12 protein-coding genes are annotated in these 17,385 nt (G+C 47.0%); 4 read left to right on the top strand and 8 right to left on the bottom strand.

Features of this window, described 5'->3' with window-relative positions:
• Positions 1 to 279: 279 nt before the first annotated feature.
• The 6 genes from MKZ07_RS05280 to MKZ07_RS05255 form a co-directional block, all read right to left on the bottom strand.
• On the bottom strand, positions 280 to 1,626 hold the full coding sequence (locus MKZ07_RS05280; protein WP_341024900.1) for an RCC1-like domain-containing protein: 1,347 nt from the start codon (positions 1,624 to 1,626) through the stop codon (positions 280 to 282).
• An 82-nt stretch (positions 1,627 to 1,708) separates the two neighbouring features.
• Positions 1,709 to 4,561, bottom strand: coding sequence for an Athe_2463 domain-containing protein (locus tag MKZ07_RS05275; protein ID WP_341024898.1), 2,853 nt, complete (start codon positions 4,559 to 4,561; stop codon positions 1,709 to 1,711).
• 94 nt (positions 4,562 to 4,655) lie between these two features.
• Entirely contained in the window at positions 4,656 to 5,699 is a 1,044-nt protein-coding gene (locus MKZ07_RS05270; protein WP_341024896.1) for an S-layer homology domain-containing protein, read from the bottom strand.
• A complete protein-coding gene (locus tag MKZ07_RS05265) occupies positions 5,692 to 5,889 on the bottom strand; it encodes a helix-turn-helix transcriptional regulator (RefSeq protein ID WP_341024894.1) in 198 nt (65 codons plus the stop codon). The genes MKZ07_RS05270 and MKZ07_RS05265 overlap by 8 nt, the downstream gene beginning before the upstream one ends.
• 1,061 nt (positions 5,890 to 6,950) lie before the next feature.
• Entirely contained in the window at positions 6,951 to 7,100 is a 150-nt protein-coding gene (locus tag MKZ07_RS05260; RefSeq protein WP_341024892.1) for a sigma factor-like helix-turn-helix DNA-binding protein, read from the bottom strand.
• A 1,141-nt stretch (positions 7,101 to 8,241) separates the two neighbouring features.
• Positions 8,242 to 9,615, bottom strand: coding sequence for an MDR family MFS transporter (locus tag MKZ07_RS05255; RefSeq protein ID WP_341024891.1), 1,374 nt, complete (start codon positions 9,613 to 9,615; stop codon positions 8,242 to 8,244).
• Between the two features lie 334 nt (positions 9,616 to 9,949).
• Here MKZ07_RS05255 and MKZ07_RS05250 point away from each other — a divergent pair, with 334 nt between their 5' ends.
• Entirely contained in the window at positions 9,950 to 10,396 is a 447-nt protein-coding gene (locus MKZ07_RS05250; protein WP_341024887.1) for an OsmC family protein, read from the top strand.
• 136 nt (positions 10,397 to 10,532) lie between these two features.
• Here the strand turns inward: MKZ07_RS05250 and MKZ07_RS05245 are convergent, their stop codons facing one another.
• Together MKZ07_RS05245 and MKZ07_RS05240 are read right to left on the bottom strand one after the other, a co-directional pair.
• Entirely contained in the window at positions 10,533 to 11,459 is a 927-nt protein-coding gene (locus tag MKZ07_RS05245; protein WP_341024885.1) for a hypothetical protein, read from the bottom strand.
• A gap of 5 nt (positions 11,460 to 11,464) precedes the next feature.
• A complete protein-coding gene (locus MKZ07_RS05240; protein ID WP_341024883.1) occupies positions 11,465 to 13,342 on the bottom strand; it encodes an ABC transporter substrate-binding protein in 1,878 nt (625 codons plus the stop codon).
• Between the two features lie 164 nt (positions 13,343 to 13,506).
• Between MKZ07_RS05240 and MKZ07_RS05235 the strand changes: the two genes are divergently transcribed.
• The 3 genes from MKZ07_RS05235 (at position 13,507) to MKZ07_RS05225 (ending at position 17,044) form a co-directional block, all read left to right on the top strand.
• Positions 13,507 to 15,153, top strand: coding sequence for a helix-turn-helix domain-containing protein (locus MKZ07_RS05235; RefSeq protein WP_341024881.1), 1,647 nt, complete (start codon positions 13,507 to 13,509; stop codon positions 15,151 to 15,153).
• 120 nt (positions 15,154 to 15,273) lie between these two features.
• On the top strand, positions 15,274 to 16,236 hold the full coding sequence (locus tag MKZ07_RS05230; protein ID WP_235218401.1) for an ABC transporter substrate-binding protein: 963 nt from the start codon (positions 15,274 to 15,276) through the stop codon (positions 16,234 to 16,236).
• A gap of 13 nt (positions 16,237 to 16,249) precedes the next feature.
• The gene (locus MKZ07_RS05225) at positions 16,250 to 17,044 is read left to right on the top strand and encodes a (2Fe-2S)-binding protein (RefSeq protein ID WP_036694298.1); all 795 of its coding nucleotides are present in this window, start codon (positions 16,250 to 16,252) and stop codon (positions 17,042 to 17,044) included.
• Positions 17,045 to 17,385: the final 341 nt, after the last annotated feature.

Genomic DNA, 17,385 nt, shown 5'->3' with positions numbered 1-17,385 from the left:
TTCATCAGACGTTCGCTTTTTGACAGCCAAGTCCCCAGAGCACGTATCCTCTTCGACCACAACCACTCCTTTATACGTATGGAACTTTGCTACCCATTTGTTTTGTTGTGGAATATGAAACACTTCAACACCGTCTCCCGATACATGCTCGTGCTCTCCTTTTTCTTTTGCCTGATGAATTGCACATATACGGCATCACCAAATGTTTTTTGTCGTTTATCATTTGTCATGCCTCCATGTTTTAAATAGGATAGTCTTACCGATAGAGAAGAAAGATGGTTACCAGTGGTTGGATATATTTAGGTATCCGGTTATTTCGAGTTCAGCTTTATACACCCATTCTGTTATGTTTGCAATGATATCAAGAAAGTCCGGATATCGATTGAAGCCAGCTAAAAGGAGGAAATCTCCGCCTTTTTCTTCTGTTGGAGAGCTTCCATTAGAAGGTTCTTCAGATGGGGATGTACAATTCTCCGGAATTTCAAAAGGATTGTCTGTTTTTCCGCAGTTTGTTTCAGGCGTTGGCGACGTTGGTATGCTGGAAGTTGTAAATATAATCTGTGTTGGTGACATAATATCTTGATTAAAGGAGATTTGGCCACCCAGCCCCAGTTGCCCCATCACGTTCCTACCCCAAGTCCAGAGCGTACCATCCAGTTTTATCGCCAATGTATTATTTTCTCCTGCGATCAGGCGATCTACACCTGTGAAATTCTGAATGATCTGAGGAGAAAGATGCAGGTTATAATCGCTAAAACCAAAACCGAGTTGTCCTATACTGTTTAATCCCCATGACCAAACCGTATGGTCTGATTTCACAATAAAACTGCTAGCGTTACCGGCAGCAATTTGATTTAAATTGGTCTGAGCAGGGATTAAAATAGGTAAGGGTTCATCTACACGAATGCTGTTGCCTAATTCACCATAATATCCTGAACCCCATCCCCAAAGGGTATGATCCTTTTTTATGGCAAAGCTATGACTCACTCCACTTACAACCGTATCAACATCCGTGATAAGGTACATTGAATATCCTTGGCTATGGTTCCCCCATGCCAAAAGATCCTCATGGCTGGTAAGTACATAGGTCCAATTTTGACTGCTTACAATCTGCTTTACCGAGGGTATATCTTTTACTTGGGTCGGGGATGTATATGTCATAATGCCTGTACCGTGCCCCAGCAAATTGTTACTGGAAAAGCCCCAGCTCCATACATTGCCGTTGTTGTCGAGTGCAAAAGAGCGTTCGTTAGAAGCTGCGATTTTTTTAATTCCCGTTATTCCAGGCACCTGTGTAAAGACATCGTGGAAAACATAATCAGTATTTCCTAAACCGAGCTGCCCGTTCATGTTCTTTCCCAATACCCAAACCGTTCCCCCTGATGAAAGAGCAAGTACATGGCTTCCACCAGCTGCTACTTGGATAATTGATTCAGGTATTTCCTTACGAATAGGTGTTAGAAATTGGTTGCCCCAGAGCCAGACCTTCCCCTCGCTATCCAGTGCTGTACTTATATTTCCTCCTATCGCAGCATCGATAATAAAGGGAGAAGATGCAGCAAACATTACTTTCGACGGAATACTACACAACAATATCAAAAAAATAAAGATCATTTTTTTCAGCATTCCAATCATGTTCCTTTCATTGTTGTTTGTACCCTTACTTTAGGAGGGGGGAGCCAACGGCTCGTCCCCTTACAAAAAAAGGTCACTGACCGGAGCCGACCGAGGTAACTAATGTTGAGAACATCAGTACATCTGCCACTCCTGTTTCTACTTTTGTCACAACTCCACTGCTTATGTCGTTGTACTTGTAGTTAAAGCTTATAGCCACTGACTGCATCTTACCGCCCTCTTTAATCGGTGTTGGTACACCGTTTTTCAGTGGTGGTAGTGTTCCGTACTGTGTCCAGTACCCAATTGGATCTGTTCCTGGACGTGCCACTAGGTCAACGATCCAGTGACTGTCTGTTTTAGTTTCCCAGTTCGTCTGAACTTTGGCCACTACAGATGACTTGGTGCTTCCGTCAGCAGCAAGAGTGCCAGTCTTGTTTGCCCAGAACGTCTCATATTCGTACCATGTAAACCCGCCGTACGATTTCTCTACTCTGGTTACATCGTAGATATATGGGATGTTTGTTCCACCAGATGCGGTATTTTTAAAGTCGCCCGTCCACGTCTTGTTGTCTGTTGACTGCTTTGAAATGCTGTAGTGAGAGGCACTTGGCGTATTACCAGAAACTCCAAATGAGCTACTCACGGGAACATTTTTCTTAGTACCCGGGCCATACACAGTATTAGCGTACTGAGAGCACATCCGGTGAATTCTGTAACCCCACTTGTTTTCTACTTGCTCGATACCGGCCGTCGATCCGACTTTGATCTGAACTTCTTGACCATACTTGGCCGGATTAGAGTTGGTGTTCTTAGTAGCTGCACCTGTTTTAGGATCAATGTTGAAAATATCTGTTTTACCCGTAGATGTGATATTTTCTACATTGTCTATTGGATACATCGTTACACCCTGAGTGTTATCTGTGAGTGTAGTCTCTTTAATGCCTGTGCCGGAGACCACGCTCTTTAAACGGGACTCTGTAGCAGGCATTGTGCCAGCAATAACGCAGGATTCCTCAGAGCCGCCACGGATAAGTGTCAGATTACATGTTTGCCCTTGAACGGTTACTGTTGCCTTAACATTAGCCCAAGTACTTGTCAGGCTTGATATGGTGCTCTCAGCAGTAGCGTAGTTTGGATTATTTCTGGTCACGTAACCATAGCCACCGCATTCAAAGTATGTGGTAACGTTCTTACCATCTTTATCTTTCGTGGTGGTAGAACACGTATCAGAAATGTACTCCCAGTTTTCGTATGTCTGGCTAGCGGTAACGGAGCCGCTAGAATCCACGCTGACATGGTCTAAGTTGCCTAAATTAGTGAGAGCGGTAGAAACCTCGGAGTAAAGAGGAATGGGATTAGACTTAGCTCCACCATTGAAAGATACGCGAACATAGTTAGTAGGGAGTTCAGCTTTAACAACGGATCGGTAGTTAATTTGCTCCCCTGCAGGTTTGCCACCGTTACCTGGTTGCGGGATAAGAGCAGTCATCTTGAGGTTATCAAGACCGCTAGCAAAGGATGGTGTATCATCACCGCCACCGCCGCCAGGGGCAACTTGAATGTCCAATGCTGCGAAATTGTTACTAAGCTCATATTCAAGGAAACTCGGATTTTTCTCATAGGTGGGTACAACCAGGACATACAGCTTTTGACTTTTAGTTGGGAACTTCCAGTTTAAGGATACGGTTTGTGACTTTTGATTTGTCAGTACAATGGGCTTCATCCCGATAATATTGAAATTGGCATCAAACCAGTATACTTCTGCATCGACTACTTCCGCGCCATTAAGCTGGTAAAAATCCAGAAGAAGGTTGTCTTTAGCGTACTTATCTGCAACTTCTTGTACTTCCGCATTTCCTATACGAGGCATCTCAACTTTTACATTGGCTTGCAGAGTGACTGGTGTACCTGCTGGCTGTGCCGAACCTTCATTGGGCCAAGTCGATCCGGCTGGAGGATCAACCCAACGGTGAGTCACCATGAGATCATCCCAGTACTGTACAACGAACAGGAGACTGCCAAGAATGTCTTCAGTAGGCTCCAAGTAAAAGGTATCGTACCAGTCCTTATAATTCCTGTTTGCATTCGTAATATAATCGTAACCTCTTGTTGCACCGTCTCCGTCGTAGCGTCTGTGCCACATGGTGACTTGCCCTGGACTTACCGGGGTGGGTGCTTGCTGGATCATCGCATAATCTACAAGTTTCCTGCCCGTCCATGTCGGGTCGAAATTCCCTCTGGTGGGTTCACTTGAGTTTGCGTATTTGTCGATAATGCGGTCCAACCATGCTGCGCGTTCGTTACGAGAATAGCTGTAATCATACATGTAGTCCGTTTTAGCAGGTTTGGTTGTGTTGTGTATGGTGCTTGTTACTTGATCCCAAGGATCAGGAAGCCAGTTTCTATCACCTACATCGTAGGTAGCCTCAGCATCCGCTGGGAAGTCCATATTTAAATATTTGTTCCCTGATGCATCATACCCTAAATACCTGTACTGGCTAGCTTCGAGGTCATTCGCTTCATTCTTTTTCACATCCTCAGGTCCGCCGTAAACAATGAGCCCCGTCTCAAGGAACTTGTTTGTATCGCGTTTCAATTTACCTAATCCTCGAACACTCACCTGTTGCTCAACTGTTATGCCTGTACTATCCAGAATCAGGGCATCGAGGTAGTCGTCAAATTCCTTTTCACCCAGTTCGGTTCGTTTTGTTTTAAGTGCTTTAAGCACATCAGTTTGGGTAATGGACGTACCTGACGTTGAAGCCTGCTGTTCACCATTTCGAATATACATCAAGATCGAGTCCACGAATGTACTTGCCTTGTATTCTGTTGCACCGCTATCATCCGCTTCTACAATAGCGAGTTGCTCCCCCAAAAATGAAAACATGAGTAGAGCCAGAAGTAGTAGAATCGGCAACTGTCTTTTCCTTTTTCTGATTCCCATATGCTGCTCTCCTTTCGAAATAGAGCCTATAATCTTCTCCACAATGTAAAAAACTCTCTCTACGTATGTAGGGAGAGGAGGGAAGCGGTAAGAATTACTGCTTAATGAGCATGATAGACACTTGATCTGCATTTGTCGGATGCGGTATAACATCGATTCTATATCCATCAACTGTCAGGGTTGTAGCATTGCCCGATACGGCGGCATTTTTCACGGTTTGTGTGAAGTTGCTGGGTACAGAAATACCTACTGCTTTCATCATTTCAGTCGTAAGCTGAATCGAGATATCTGAACTTGCATCAAACAGAACGACAAGATCATTACTGCCTGGATTGCCAGACTTGATACTATACCCAACTATAGTTTTTTTAGTTCCCTTAACCACAACACCAAGGTCGGTATCACTGGCTTTCACCTCATAATTTTCGTAGTTGTTGGAGCTAGTCAAAACAGCTTCCAGCTTCTCCTTGATGATACTGATGCTTTCAGGGAGCTTATCGGGTGTGGCTGGAATGAGCTCTGTTCCTGAAGGTAGTGTAGGTCGGTCCTTCAGTTCTGAAAGGCCAGCATCTTTGGCTTTCTTGATGAAGGCAACGGCTTCTGCTCGTGTTAGCAAGTCGGTTGCTTTGTAGCCAACAACTGTAGTATCTGTTTTTCCACTGGATAGTCCGGTACTCAGAAGGTACTTTACAGCATCTGTACCCATGAAGTTCACGCCGTTTGCAGCAGCAACGATTTCAGCAACTTCGCCGCGCGTAATGGCTACATCTCTGCCCCCTTTTGTGGATATACCGCGCACAGGCCAATTTTTGTTCTGGGCTACACTGTACACCGGGTCTGCCCAGTGCTTTTGCCCATCCGTGGGTGTGACTGATTGGTACGCTTTGATAAACATCATCAGAAACTCGGCCTCAGAGACTTGCTTGTTGGGACGGAATGTGCCGTCTGGATAACCGGTAACAATGTTTTTGTCTGCCGCCCATTTGATAGTACTGTACGCCCAGTGATCCGTTTTGACATCTGTTAGCTTCACAGTTTCTGCAGCGTAAGCAGAGCCAATGGGAAGACTCAGCGAGCCTACAACAACTGCACTGCATGTCGTGACAACAAGAGCCAGCTTAATCAGCGTCTTATTCATCTTTAATCTCTCCTTTGTTATGTTTTTTGTACCATGCCAGAACTTCTTGAACATTGTACCGTACAGCACGCCCCAACTTTACACGCGGGAAACCCTGTTTCTTCTGATGGGATTTGATTGTTCTTTCGTTAAGCCCTAGAAAACCGGCCAATTCTTTGATGGTATACATTCTATCTGGTGGTTGATCCATGGGGACACTCCTTTCTCGAAGAAACAACCATATTTTCTAAAAAAATTAAAACATGTACAAAATTGTTGTGTCAATTATTCCCTTTCACTTTGAATCACTCTGGTTCACTTTAATTCATTTCTCATTAGCCCAATTAACATGCAGTTATTAGGTTTGGCCTAAGGTCTAAATATGCACATAACTAAAAGAGGTATCCGTGAAGGACACCCCTAATGTTTTAACTGATATTTCCCACTATAATATTGTATTGTAAAAACATTATTACAACAGACCAAAATATAAAGTAACGATATGTTTTTTGTGAAATAACAGAAGTCATTTTCACTGTGGGTTTTCTCCAAGCCAACAAAACAACAAGTAGACTGGGTCCTCCACCTAGTATGCATAAGACATATAGTAGGTCAAACCTAGCTCTACTGCCAGCAACTAAAGAATTGTATCGGTCAAGCCCCATTACGTAAAGAGAAATATGGTTGATTATCAGCAAGTATATAGTGGTATGAATCATTTTGGATTCGCCTCCTCAAATTTACAGGGGAGGATGATGACCGCCCCCGTTTGTTCTGCTTGCCAAAGCAGGGGGCGGCACACAGTTTATATTGGAATACATTGAGTAACAATATGAACACGAATAATTGTATCCAAGTTAGCTTAGACCAGCTACACCAAATACATTGTATGTACTTTTATTAAATCATACTGGAAAAATGTCCACAATAATTTCAGTTTTTCTATGGAAAATCATGGGCTATAGTCTTGATCTTGTTCCGATTAAATAGAATGAGCACGATAGAACTGATCTCTCTCGAATAAGGAAGGACCTTCGGGCTCCTGTGAAGAAGTCATTCTTATCGCATAGCAGATGGTTTCACTATTTTTATTTCTGTCACCTATTAGGCTAAGTAATATTTGACCGAATTTTGTTGTGCTCCACATGTAATTTCCACCCCCTCTAATATTTTTATATGAAGAACCCCGCAGTAAGATCCGGGGAATCAAATCCGTATCGATTAAAAAAGCCACGGAGTTAACCGTGACTTTTCTAGAACACAAGTATGAGGTTATGGTTTATACTTTTTAGCCATAGCAGAGTTCCTAAGCTGTCTAACTCTAGGCTGAGTTACTCCAAGTTGCCTCGCAACATCAGCCATAGTTTGACCGTTGACTACAACTCTGTTCCATACTTGTTGCTCTCTTTGTGTTAAGTTCATTATAATTCCTCCTAGAGAAATAGAATGTACACTCCTTAACACAATTCGATTTTAACATTGTATGAATGCAATAACAAACTTTTTATAGAGACTGTTTGGCAAGGCCAAACAAATTGATCCATTCTTCCTTTTTCCACATTAAAAAGTGGTCACGCGATTCGGGTCAAGTAGGTTTATGGGCAAGGGAACGGGCGGCGAAGTGTGATACTCTCTTTGAGATTTGGGGATATGAGAGCGAGATACATCGTACCGGGATGCGTGGCATGTAGTCATGCGAGTGCCGGAACTCAAGTGGTCCAAGTGCCATGTAGCTTTGCCCATCCCGCATCGGTTATGACCATTGTTGTGTATTGGACACGTGAGCTTTAGGGGTTCGGGGAGCAAGAACGGGGCTTGGGAACCGGGGTCCTACATTGCAGAGTGATCTCAGCTTGAGGCCTGGATGCGCCAGCAAGTAGCAGCTACCGGCTAGCTCATACCGATGTATTCAGTGCGGCTGGAAGAGCCAGATGCCTCTGATCTCAGCGGCCCGAACGTTCAGCACTTATTAAAGGGCTATCCGTGGTCGGGTTCATGCTTGCCTAGTGTTTGACCTCCTGAGGTTAGGATGTCGGAGAGCGAGAAACAGCCCTCCCGCAACGGGGATACATCGGGAGAGGCCACGGTAGCTGGCAAGATAGTACAAGGTGACTTCTTCCTGTTACCTAGCTAGCCTGCTTCCTCTCTCGGGGTGGTGTATTCCACAGAGTGAATTTTCCTGATTCGAGAGCAATGCGGCTCGGCGGCTGACTCGGCTAGCGTGCTTCTTCCTGACCTCTGGCTCGGGAACCCTATGCTGCTGGCTCCTGAGCAATGGCACTCATGGGTACACCGGCACTTGGCAATGCTTCTCCGATGCAGTGTAGTCTCGTTCTTTCAAAGTCCGGAGGCTGAGCGAGTTGAAAGCAGTTTCTAACAGCAATGCCAGCTGGAGCGATTGGATATCCTTTTCGGCAAATCCTATTGCCACTGAGGAAGAGTAACGTTTAAGAGCCCGCGTCGGACGCGGGCTTTTTGTGCTGGAGTTATGCGATGTATGGTTCTTACAGAGTACCTGACTCTACTTTATAACATAATATAAAGTGCTAAATATAATTTAGCATCATGAATTTTGTCCCTTTAAATTGAAAGAAAGGATTAAACCTGCGGCGGCAATTACAGTCAAGCTCCAAAATGCCATGTGAAAGCCAAGCAGTATGTTCTCCATACCGACTAATGAAGTGTTATTCCTGGATAGAGTCATGATTGCAATCAGAAAAACGCCTCCGAGGGAACTGGCTAACGAGCGGATCGAAATGGTCATTGGAGAAGCATGGGTAATCATTTGTACAGGTACACTAGCCATCGTATACGCAGTAACGGGTGTCATGATACATCCAATTCCAACCATAAGAAAGGTATACGCTATAGCGAAAAGCGGGATGGAAGATTGAATAGATATCATAAGCGGCAAGAGCAAGGTAATCCCAGCTATGAGGATATAACCACCGCGGAGAATCAGCTGAATTCCATAGCGGTCATATAACCTGCCGGCAAATACACTAGTCAGTCCCATGAGCAGTGCTCCCGGCAGCAGCATCAGACCCGACTCTCTAGGCGTAAGTCCCCTGACATTCTGTACATACAACGGAAGCAGCAGCTCACTACCGACCATGACTATGAACATCAGCACTCCTATTATTGAAGCGCTTGTGAACCTCCGGTTGCGGAACAGGTTGAAATCAAGCAGCGGGATCGTCAACTGTATTTGCCGCCTAATGAATAGAGTTATGAACAAGATGCCAATTAGCGTAACCATCCCTGCCATTATAAGGGAGGCTCCCTGCTCTCCAGCCAGATTCACACCATATAACAGACTAGCAAACCCTATTGTTGAGTACAGAATGGATCTCAGGTCCAGCTTTTCCTTATGGCTCTCCCCCACATTCTTTAAACAGAAAGCAGCTAACAGTAAATTGGCAATACCAATAGGCAGGATTCCATAAAAGAGGATACGCCACGAGTGCTCCTGAACAACTAAGCCCGACAGTGTCGGGCCTAGTGCCGGAGCGAGCCCCATAACGAGTCCTATTAAACCCATTGCTGAACCTATTTTTTCCTTAGGGTAGACTCTTAAAATCGTGGTCTGAAACAGCGGCATTAATAACCCAGCGCCGATCCCTTGAATCATTCGTCCTATCAGGATGAACGCGAAGTCAGAAGAGCCTCCAGCAAGAAGGGTTCCAGCGGCAAAGGCGCCTGCCGAAGTAAAGAATAACCCTCTCGTAGTGAATCTTCCGATCAAAAATCCGGCAATAGGCACGGTTATGCCTGCAATCAGATAATATATTGTAATCAGCCATTGTGCTTTCCCTTCATTAATCCCTAAATCCTGCATCATTCTCGGCAACGCCGTATTCAGCATGGTTTGCATCAACTGGCCAAGAAAATTCGCAATTACCAATGATGAAACGATGATACCGGGCTTACTCTTCATGGTTACTCCACCTGTCTCCCGTCTATTTAAATACATTGAAGATATTTTAAGTCTTTAATTAAAATATAAGAATCCAATCAAAGACTTAATATATCTACAATATATTTAAAAGAACAGATTGTCAATCTGTTCTTACAGGCTGGATCACATCCACAGGTTGCCGGAAGGCAGGCTGCTCACGGCCCTTTTTCGGCATTTTCGCACGCGCTGTTCCAGATAGAGACAAGTTGGTAATTTGAGGATTGACAATATAGCCCGTTAAATTTAAAATAATCACAGCGGAAAAGTATGATTTAAATTATTATAAACTAAACCATAAAAGGAGATTTTAAAAATGACCGCTCTCCAAACTTTTAAAGCATCTGCGCATTTGCAAGACGGAGTCCAAGTGAAAGTAGCATCCCGAAACTTTGAATTTATTATTGACGAGCCCAAAAGCTTGGGCGGAACTGATACCGGTATGAATCCGGTCGAAGCTTTGCTGGCCTCACTGGGAGCATGTCAGTCTATCGTAGCCAGAGTGTATGCGCCTAAATTCGGCGTGAACCTCAAGGATTTCTTCGTGGATGTAGAAGGCGATCTTGATCTGGATGGCTTTTTCAACAAGTCGGAGGTGCGTCCGGGCTATTCAGAAATTCGGTATACCTTCCGTATTAAAACAGATTCACCCAAAGAACAGGTTGAAGAATTTGTACGATTCCTGGAAAGCAAATGCCCAGTTGGAGATACCCTCGCATATCCGGTTAATCTCAAGCTGGACAGCATTATCATCGAAAGCTAAGCGACCGATAAGAACCGAGGAGCCGCGTCGGACGCGGGTTTGGGGGCTTTCCTGTTAACAACTTACAAACGATCCGGATTAGCAGCCCCCACTCCCCTTCGTCAGTTCTACCTAAGACCGGTCCGGCTACCTTCTACTACAGTTTGGTCAGCACATGCGCGCTCACAAAGTAATCTCTGTCTTCATATTCGTCATGGACGAACTCCCACAGCAACGAAAACCTTAATTCAACTTTATACAACTGCATTATTTGCGGATGAACGTGGACAAATGCTCCCGGCAGGCATAAGCCTTGTTTAGCCAGCTCCGGCAGATGCTCATAAATCAAGTCCAAGTTATCCCGGATATTCCCTCCCGTCAGCTCCAGAGTCTTAAAAGTAGCCGGGCTGGTATAGCCGGTTGTTTTCATGTGCTGCAGCAGCAGAGTATCGGTTAAATGAACAATCACCCCGTCCGATGCCAAGAGGCCCCACAATGATTCAAAGATGTTGATATGAATCCGTTCAAGCAACTGATCCAGCTGAGCGCTGTATTCTGGCGGATGGACAACCCTATTTTTCTTCCTGTAAAAAAAGGCGGAGATGAGCTGCGTTGTGAAGCATAAATTCATGACCACGTCAAAAGGAGGGTGCAGCGGCGAGAAGTCCACCTTTGGCAGCAAATCGTCAACCTTTTCTTTCAAGTCATCCGGAGATGACACTTCTCTTCCTACGCCGGTCAGATCAATGATTGCTCGTTCGTATTTTTCCGGGTGCGCCGACTTGGCCAGAAAGCGGTCCAACGCTTTTTCATCGATATCGACGATCGTGATCCGTTCAAATATAGACTCGATGTACGAGATGGGCACATCGTTTCCGTTCCCTGCTCCGAGTAATAAAATATGCCCGCGCCCGCAGCGGTTATGCTCCAGAGTTTGCTCCAAAACTTGCCGGATCTGATCACGGTAGCCGCCCCAGTGCTGCCAGTCATGCTGGGTAGAGTCGTTTCGGAGGATGTTGGCTTTACGGAATTTGACGTAAGGAACATTGACTTTTCTATTAAATGGATTCATATCGAGATTCACCCTTCCTACTCCTGCAGCTTCGACACCTGCTCAATCAGTGCATCCACTCCCCGGTCCACCGTGTAAGGCCCGTTGTTCCAGTTGGCGCGCGAGACATTGATAATCCGGTTGTTCTTCACCGCTGGGATGCTCTGGTAGACCGGCTCCTTGAACAGCTCATGCATCGCGTCCAGCTCTTCATCCGTCATCTGTGTGAAAAAGTAATCCGCCGGCTTGTCCACCAGTCTCTCCATCGACAGCGCCGTTCCACCGTCAGCATACTCCTTGAATTGCTCCGGCATGGTGAAGCCGAAATCCTGATAGATCAGCTTGCCCAGGGTGCCACCCTCGCCTCCAAGCAGCACCTCCCCGTTATGAATAATGAAGGAGATGGCAGTCGTGCCTTCATCAAGCTTCACGTTGATGCTGTCCCGGATACCTTGCAGCTTCTTATCGAACGATGCAATCCATTTCTCTGCCTCCTCCTGCTTGCCCATAATCTCGCCCATGGTCCGTAAGGTGTTCACCACATCCGGGTCACCGCCCCAGGCTACTGCTACGGTTGGAGCAATCTTCTCATAGGTCTCAATGACATCTTGGCCCAGATAATCCGGGATAATAATCAGATCAGGCATCAATGCGGAGATGGCTTCCACGTTGCCTGTTCCTGAGCCGACATTCTCCACATCCGCCATCTCTTCCTTATATTGTTCCAGTGTCTCCTGGTTAACACCTGCCGGCTTCAGGCCAAGCGGAAGCATATACCCGCCGTAAGTGAGGGCAACAACCTGATTCGGCTCTGCCGGAATCTCCACCTCTCTGCCGAAGCCGTCGGTGAACAACTTGGTGGTTTTGTCATCAGCAGTCTTCGTATTTCCGCCTCCGCAGCCAGCAACCATCACAGACAAGCTGATCAAGAGGGACATCACAAACATGGGCTTAAGGCTAGCTTTCAAATCATTCACACTCCGTCTTCTGTATTGATAATGATTATCATCGATATCAATATAACGTGCTTCCCTCCGGCGAGCAATGAACGATTCCGGCATTTCTTTGGTAGGATTTGAACCTTCCAGAAGCGGAGCGTGCATTTTGAACTGTGCGGGGGTCTCTCCATATACCTTTTTGAACAGTCTGCTAAAATAATAAAAATCCGTATACCCCACACGTTCAGCCACATCGCGGATCGGTGCATCCGTCCTGGCCAGCAGGCTTTTGGCGTGCTGCATCCGCGTACGGCTCACGTACTCCATCGGACTGCACTGATATTTGCGCTTGAATACCCTCACTAAGTGATGCGTGCTGTAATGAAACAACCTAGCCATAGCGCTCATGGACAGAGGCTGATGATAGAATTCCCCGATATAACGGGCGATCTGCTCTGCCAGATCTGTCTCCGGCTCCTGCTCGCCCGCCAGCTCAAGCTGACGGAATTGCTCGGCTACAAACTGGTAGAACAGTCCCAGCACCTGCACCCGTTCCAGCTCCCCTCCGCTCCTCCATAGCTGATGCATACGCTCCAGCAGGGACAGAATCACCCATGGGTCACTCCCGGGGAAGGCGTATCTCTGCTGAAAAGAACCCGGCTCGTCCCCGCGCGCTTCTGTGAAGGCACTGCCTGACCAAGGTTTGTATAGAATGAGGTAATAATCTAACGGTTGACCCAGACTGGCGACTTGAAGAATGGCGCCTTTGCCGCCATGCATAACCTGTGATTGTCCTGCAGTACCTCCGGTCCCGTCGAGCAGGAAGACAGCCTCCCCCTGATTAGTGAATACAAACACACTTGACGGAAAAACGTACCGCTCCTGCTCTCCCGGCCTCATGCTCATATGACGGATATCCATAATTCTAACCGGTACATGATTCCATGCCCGAATACTGTCTGATCTATTGAATCTCACAAGTATTTCCCCCTGGCTGCCGTCCACTGTAAATTTCTATTATTATAATTGATAACCATTATCAGTTACAACACTGTAGCTCTGCAAATAGGATCTGTCTGTCTAGTGAGCTATAATAAATTCCATGAAATTAAGCTGCATATAACAGAAAGGCGGTGCAACGAATGAACGATAAGAATAGCCTCCCCCCTTCGGAACCCTTTGGAATGCTTGATCAGATGTGGTTCAGGCTTCAGAGTATTATGCATGGCAGTAATCCAGGGGGAGAGTGGCCGCTGCGGCTGCAATTTCTGAAATCGTATCTGCTGCTGATACCCATTGCGGGGCAAGGCTCCATCACGGTGGACGGCAAATACTGCGAGCTGAGGGCGGGAAGTGCGTTCTTCTGTCAGCCGGGGCAATTAATCGAGGCCTCAATGGAGAACACAGGCGAACAAAGTGTATACATCCTGCGGTTCGATGTGTATAGCCAGCATAGTATACCGGAAGAACAGCAACCTACCCGACCGGCTGAGCTTCATCTCCCCGTCCCCCTGGAAGGAAACATAGCCATTCAGTCAACGATTACATACAGCAAACTTTGTGAGTCCATCACCGGTTACATGGGAAGCCAGAACCCCTTGCAGCGTCTGCTTGCCCAGAGCCGGTTCTATGAGCTGCTGCACAGTCTGCTGAGCAGTGCCGGACAAACGCAGCCAAGCGATACCGATACTGCCATGGAGCGGGCCAAGCTCTATATAGAGCAGCATTACCGTGAAGAGTTGTCCATCGGTCTGCTTGCTGCTGAAGCAGGCACCAGCGTCAGGCATTTCATCCGGCTATTCAAGCAGACCTATGGTCTCAGCGCGATCGAGTACCTGACCGAATACCGAATCAGACAAGCACGGAGCCTGATGCTGCCGCAGACGAATTATGAACTGAAGGATATTGCGGCTTATGTGGGTTACAAGGATGTTCCTTACTTCCGGCGCAAATTCAAGCAGATTACCGGGGTCGCGCCGGCCACCTTCATGCGCAATGCCAAGCTCAAAATCGCAGTTTGTCACGGCAGCCTCATCGGGTCGCTGCTTACCCTGAATATTATTCCCTGCGCAGCTCCTGCGGACCATCCCTGGGCTGAATATTACCGGCGAAAATATGAGACGGATGCGGCGCTGCCGCTTGCCAAACAGGAGTCTCTCCGGCTAGCGCAGCTTAGCGTTCTCCGTCCTGATTACATTCTCGGGCTGGAGACGTCGGTAAGCCGGAGGATGGTTCCGCAGCTTCAGGCAATTGCACCCACGTTCCTTGTGTCTCCGCTCCAGACAGATTGGCGCTCGCAATTACACTTCATTGCAGAATGCGTGGGCCGGGCGCCGGAAGCAGTTGCTTGGCTGAATAACTATAAGCGCAAGGCCCAGAGCATCCGGGCAAAATTGGGTCAAGGACCCGCCATGGGCAAGCTGCTCCTTGCCCGCATATCCAGGCAGTCCATCACCGTGCTATCTGCGCGAAGCTTAGCTGAGGTGTTCTATGATGATCTGCATTTTATCCCGGCGTCCGTTGTGGACCGTAAGCTAAGTAATCAGACCATAACCCCGGATGCGCTATGGTCGTCAGATGCGGACAAGCTGCTGTTTATTGTGGATGAGGATGCTGCTGCGCAGGCCGTTTGGTCTGCATTCCGGGACAGAGCGTCCTTGCTGCTCCCAGATCCCGCAGGGTTTTCACGTATCGGGCACCTCCCTCCCTACCCTTGGACAGAGTATAACTCGTTCACTCAAGAGCTGGCTCTCGACTCCGCACTGACACTCTGGCGTAATCGGACATGAAATATTGGCGTGATAATCAATAGTCGAATCAGACGGATTGTTTTATACTCCTAACAGTGATATTGATTCTCACTCTCAGGTGAGAAGACAGGTATTGATACTCAGGAGGTTATTGAAGATATGCGACAGATGAGACAAAGAATGGTGTACTGCATGGCGATAGCATTGATATTGGTAATGACAGCTTGCTCTAACAACAGTGGACAGGCCAAAGTTGCCGCAGACGCCGAGACAGATTTCCGGGTAGTAGGCAGTGAGAAAGGCGAGATTAAAATCCCCGCCCACCCGGCCAGAGTGATTGGATTGTCTGTGGTCTACCCGGAATTCCTGCAGGCCCTGGGGGTTACGCCTGTTGCTGTACAGAACTACCAGGAGGAGTTCCCGACCTATCTAGAGGAGCCGTTCAAGGATACGCTGAAGATGGGCATAGCCCAAACCCCGAATTTCGAAATGATTCTCTCAGCCAATCCTGATCTGATCCTCGCCCCTACATGGTGGTCGGCTAAGGATTATGACCAGTTGTCCGGGATCGCTCCGACGGTTCTGCTGCCGCAGCGGGATGACTGGCGGGATGAGCTGAAGGATATCGCCGGGGTACTCGGCAAAACGGAGCTTGCAGAGAAGGTAATCAAGGATCTGGAGACTCAGGAGGCGGAAGCCAAACAGAAGCTGGATGATCTGGTGGGTAATGAAACGGTGATGTACATGATGGTGATGCCGGGCAGCTTCGTTCTTTACGGAGATCAGATTGACCGCGGAAAATTCCTTCATACTACGCTTGGGCTGGAGATGATCCCGAATTTTCCAACTAAGGACCCTTCCTTATCCATCTCGCTTGAGAAGCTGCCTGAGTATAATCCCGATCACATTTTCCTCCAGTTGAATAACGAGGACGATGCCGGGGTGAAGAAAACCTATGAGGATCTGCTGAAGAGTCCATTATGGAAGAACATGACGGCGGTCAAAAAAAACCAGGTCTATACCATGGCCGGCAAGGATTGGTTCAATCTGGGGATGTCTCCTATGGCTAACCGTTATGCGGTGGATGCAGTGCTTCAAGCCTTTGAAGGCAACTCCAAATAAAGGGGGACTTCAGATGGGCAACACTGGCGAGCTCCAGCGGGCTGAACGTTATTACATCTGCCCCGAAGCTATTGAGAACGCAGTGGTTACTTTACGACTGACCGAATTATGTATGCCCGCACATGCTGAGCATCTGCTTACCACTTATGCTTCCATGCTCGGGACTGAGGATAAACGGATAGCGGCAGCCATCTTCTGCACATGGATCGCCGGAATCTGCGGAGCCAAATACGTACTGCTCACAGCTGCAGACCCGCTGGCTCATGCCTTGCGACTGAATAACCTGTCTGTGCAGCTCATCCGCACAGAGGGGTATCCCGAATTCGCCTTTCCTATCCATAACTACCGGGAGGGTATCTATGACCGGAACGGGAATGGAAATGAGATCATAGACGAACTTGGGTGGTTCTACACGAACGAGGTCAGACCGATTATTGCGGCACTTGCTGAGGCTTCACAGACCAAAGCGGTAATGCTGTGGAAGCATGTCTATAATCAGTTGTATACTTTTATCGAAGAGGATGCTCTTGATGCTCCCAGTGAGTGCCATCGCAACCTGATCCACGGGCAATTCCAAGCTGTAATCTGGGAGTTGAAGCCGGAGGTATTCGGACTTCGCAGCAATCCGTTCCGTATCACCCCCAAGTTCAGGACGGACCCACACTCTCCGCACGATACGATATCTGTGAAAGCTACCTGCTGTCTGGCCTATAAGCTCAGAGCGGATCATGACTATTGCGGCGGATGTCCTATAATCTCTACAGCTGGGAATTCCCAGCTACCTGTCTCATGGAAAGATCAATGGTAATTACCGTTGATCTTTTTTCTATTTTATACCATTTAATGGGTTATTACCTTAGTCGGGCTGAAGCACAAACACATATGATAACAAGTAATAATATATGGGGAGGTAACCGAAATGAATAAGAAAAATAGAAAACATTCCTGTATTCCCACAGATCCAATTAGAAAATGTTTTGTGAAAAAAGAGATTGTTAAAACATTTGTCACCGTTAGATACGATCCATGTATTGAAAGCTGTTGTACAACAACAAAAAAAATCGGCTGTAAGCCCATCCCCTGTCACACCGTGCCTTGCAAACCCTATATACCCTGCAAGCCCTGGAAAAAGCCTAAGCACAGATGTTA

This window comes from Paenibacillus sp. FSL P4-0338, assembly GCF_038002365.1.
In the GTDB taxonomy this organism is placed as follows: Bacteria; Bacillota; Bacilli; order Paenibacillales; family Paenibacillaceae; genus Paenibacillus_AQ.
This window is presented reverse-complemented; position numbering and strand designations above follow the sequence as displayed.

What these genes read in the sequence shown, in the direction of transcription:
- MKZ07_RS05255 (WP_341024891.1), bottom strand. Translation starts at nt 9,615, where the DNA reads ATGAAGAGTAAGCCCGGTATCATCGTTTCATCATTGGTAATTGCGAAT.
- MKZ07_RS05250 (WP_341024887.1), top strand. Translation starts at nt 9,950, where the DNA reads ATGACCGCTCTCCAAACTTTTAAAGCATCTGCGCATTTGCAAGACGGA.
- MKZ07_RS05280 (WP_341024900.1), bottom strand. Translation starts at nt 1,626, where the DNA reads ATGCTGAAAAAAATGATCTTTATTTTTTTGATATTGTTGTGTAGTATT.
- MKZ07_RS05265 (WP_341024894.1), bottom strand. Translation starts at nt 5,889, where the DNA reads ATGGATCAACCACCAGATAGAATGTATACCATCAAAGAATTGGCCGGT.
- MKZ07_RS05275 (WP_341024898.1), bottom strand. Translation starts at nt 4,561, where the DNA reads ATGGGAATCAGAAAAAGGAAAAGACAGTTGCCGATTCTACTACTTCTG.
- MKZ07_RS05270 (WP_341024896.1), bottom strand. Translation starts at nt 5,699, where the DNA reads ATGAATAAGACGCTGATTAAGCTGGCTCTTGTTGTCACGACATGCAGT.
- MKZ07_RS05230 (WP_235218401.1), top strand. Translation starts at nt 15,274, where the DNA reads ATGCGACAGATGAGACAAAGAATGGTGTACTGCATGGCGATAGCATTG.
- MKZ07_RS05225 (WP_036694298.1), top strand. Translation starts at nt 16,250, where the DNA reads ATGGGCAACACTGGCGAGCTCCAGCGGGCTGAACGTTATTACATCTGC.
- MKZ07_RS05260 (WP_341024892.1), bottom strand. Translation starts at nt 7,100, where the DNA reads ATGAACTTAACACAAAGAGAGCAACAAGTATGGAACAGAGTTGTAGTC.
- MKZ07_RS05235 (WP_341024881.1), top strand. Translation starts at nt 13,507, where the DNA reads ATGAACGATAAGAATAGCCTCCCCCCTTCGGAACCCTTTGGAATGCTT.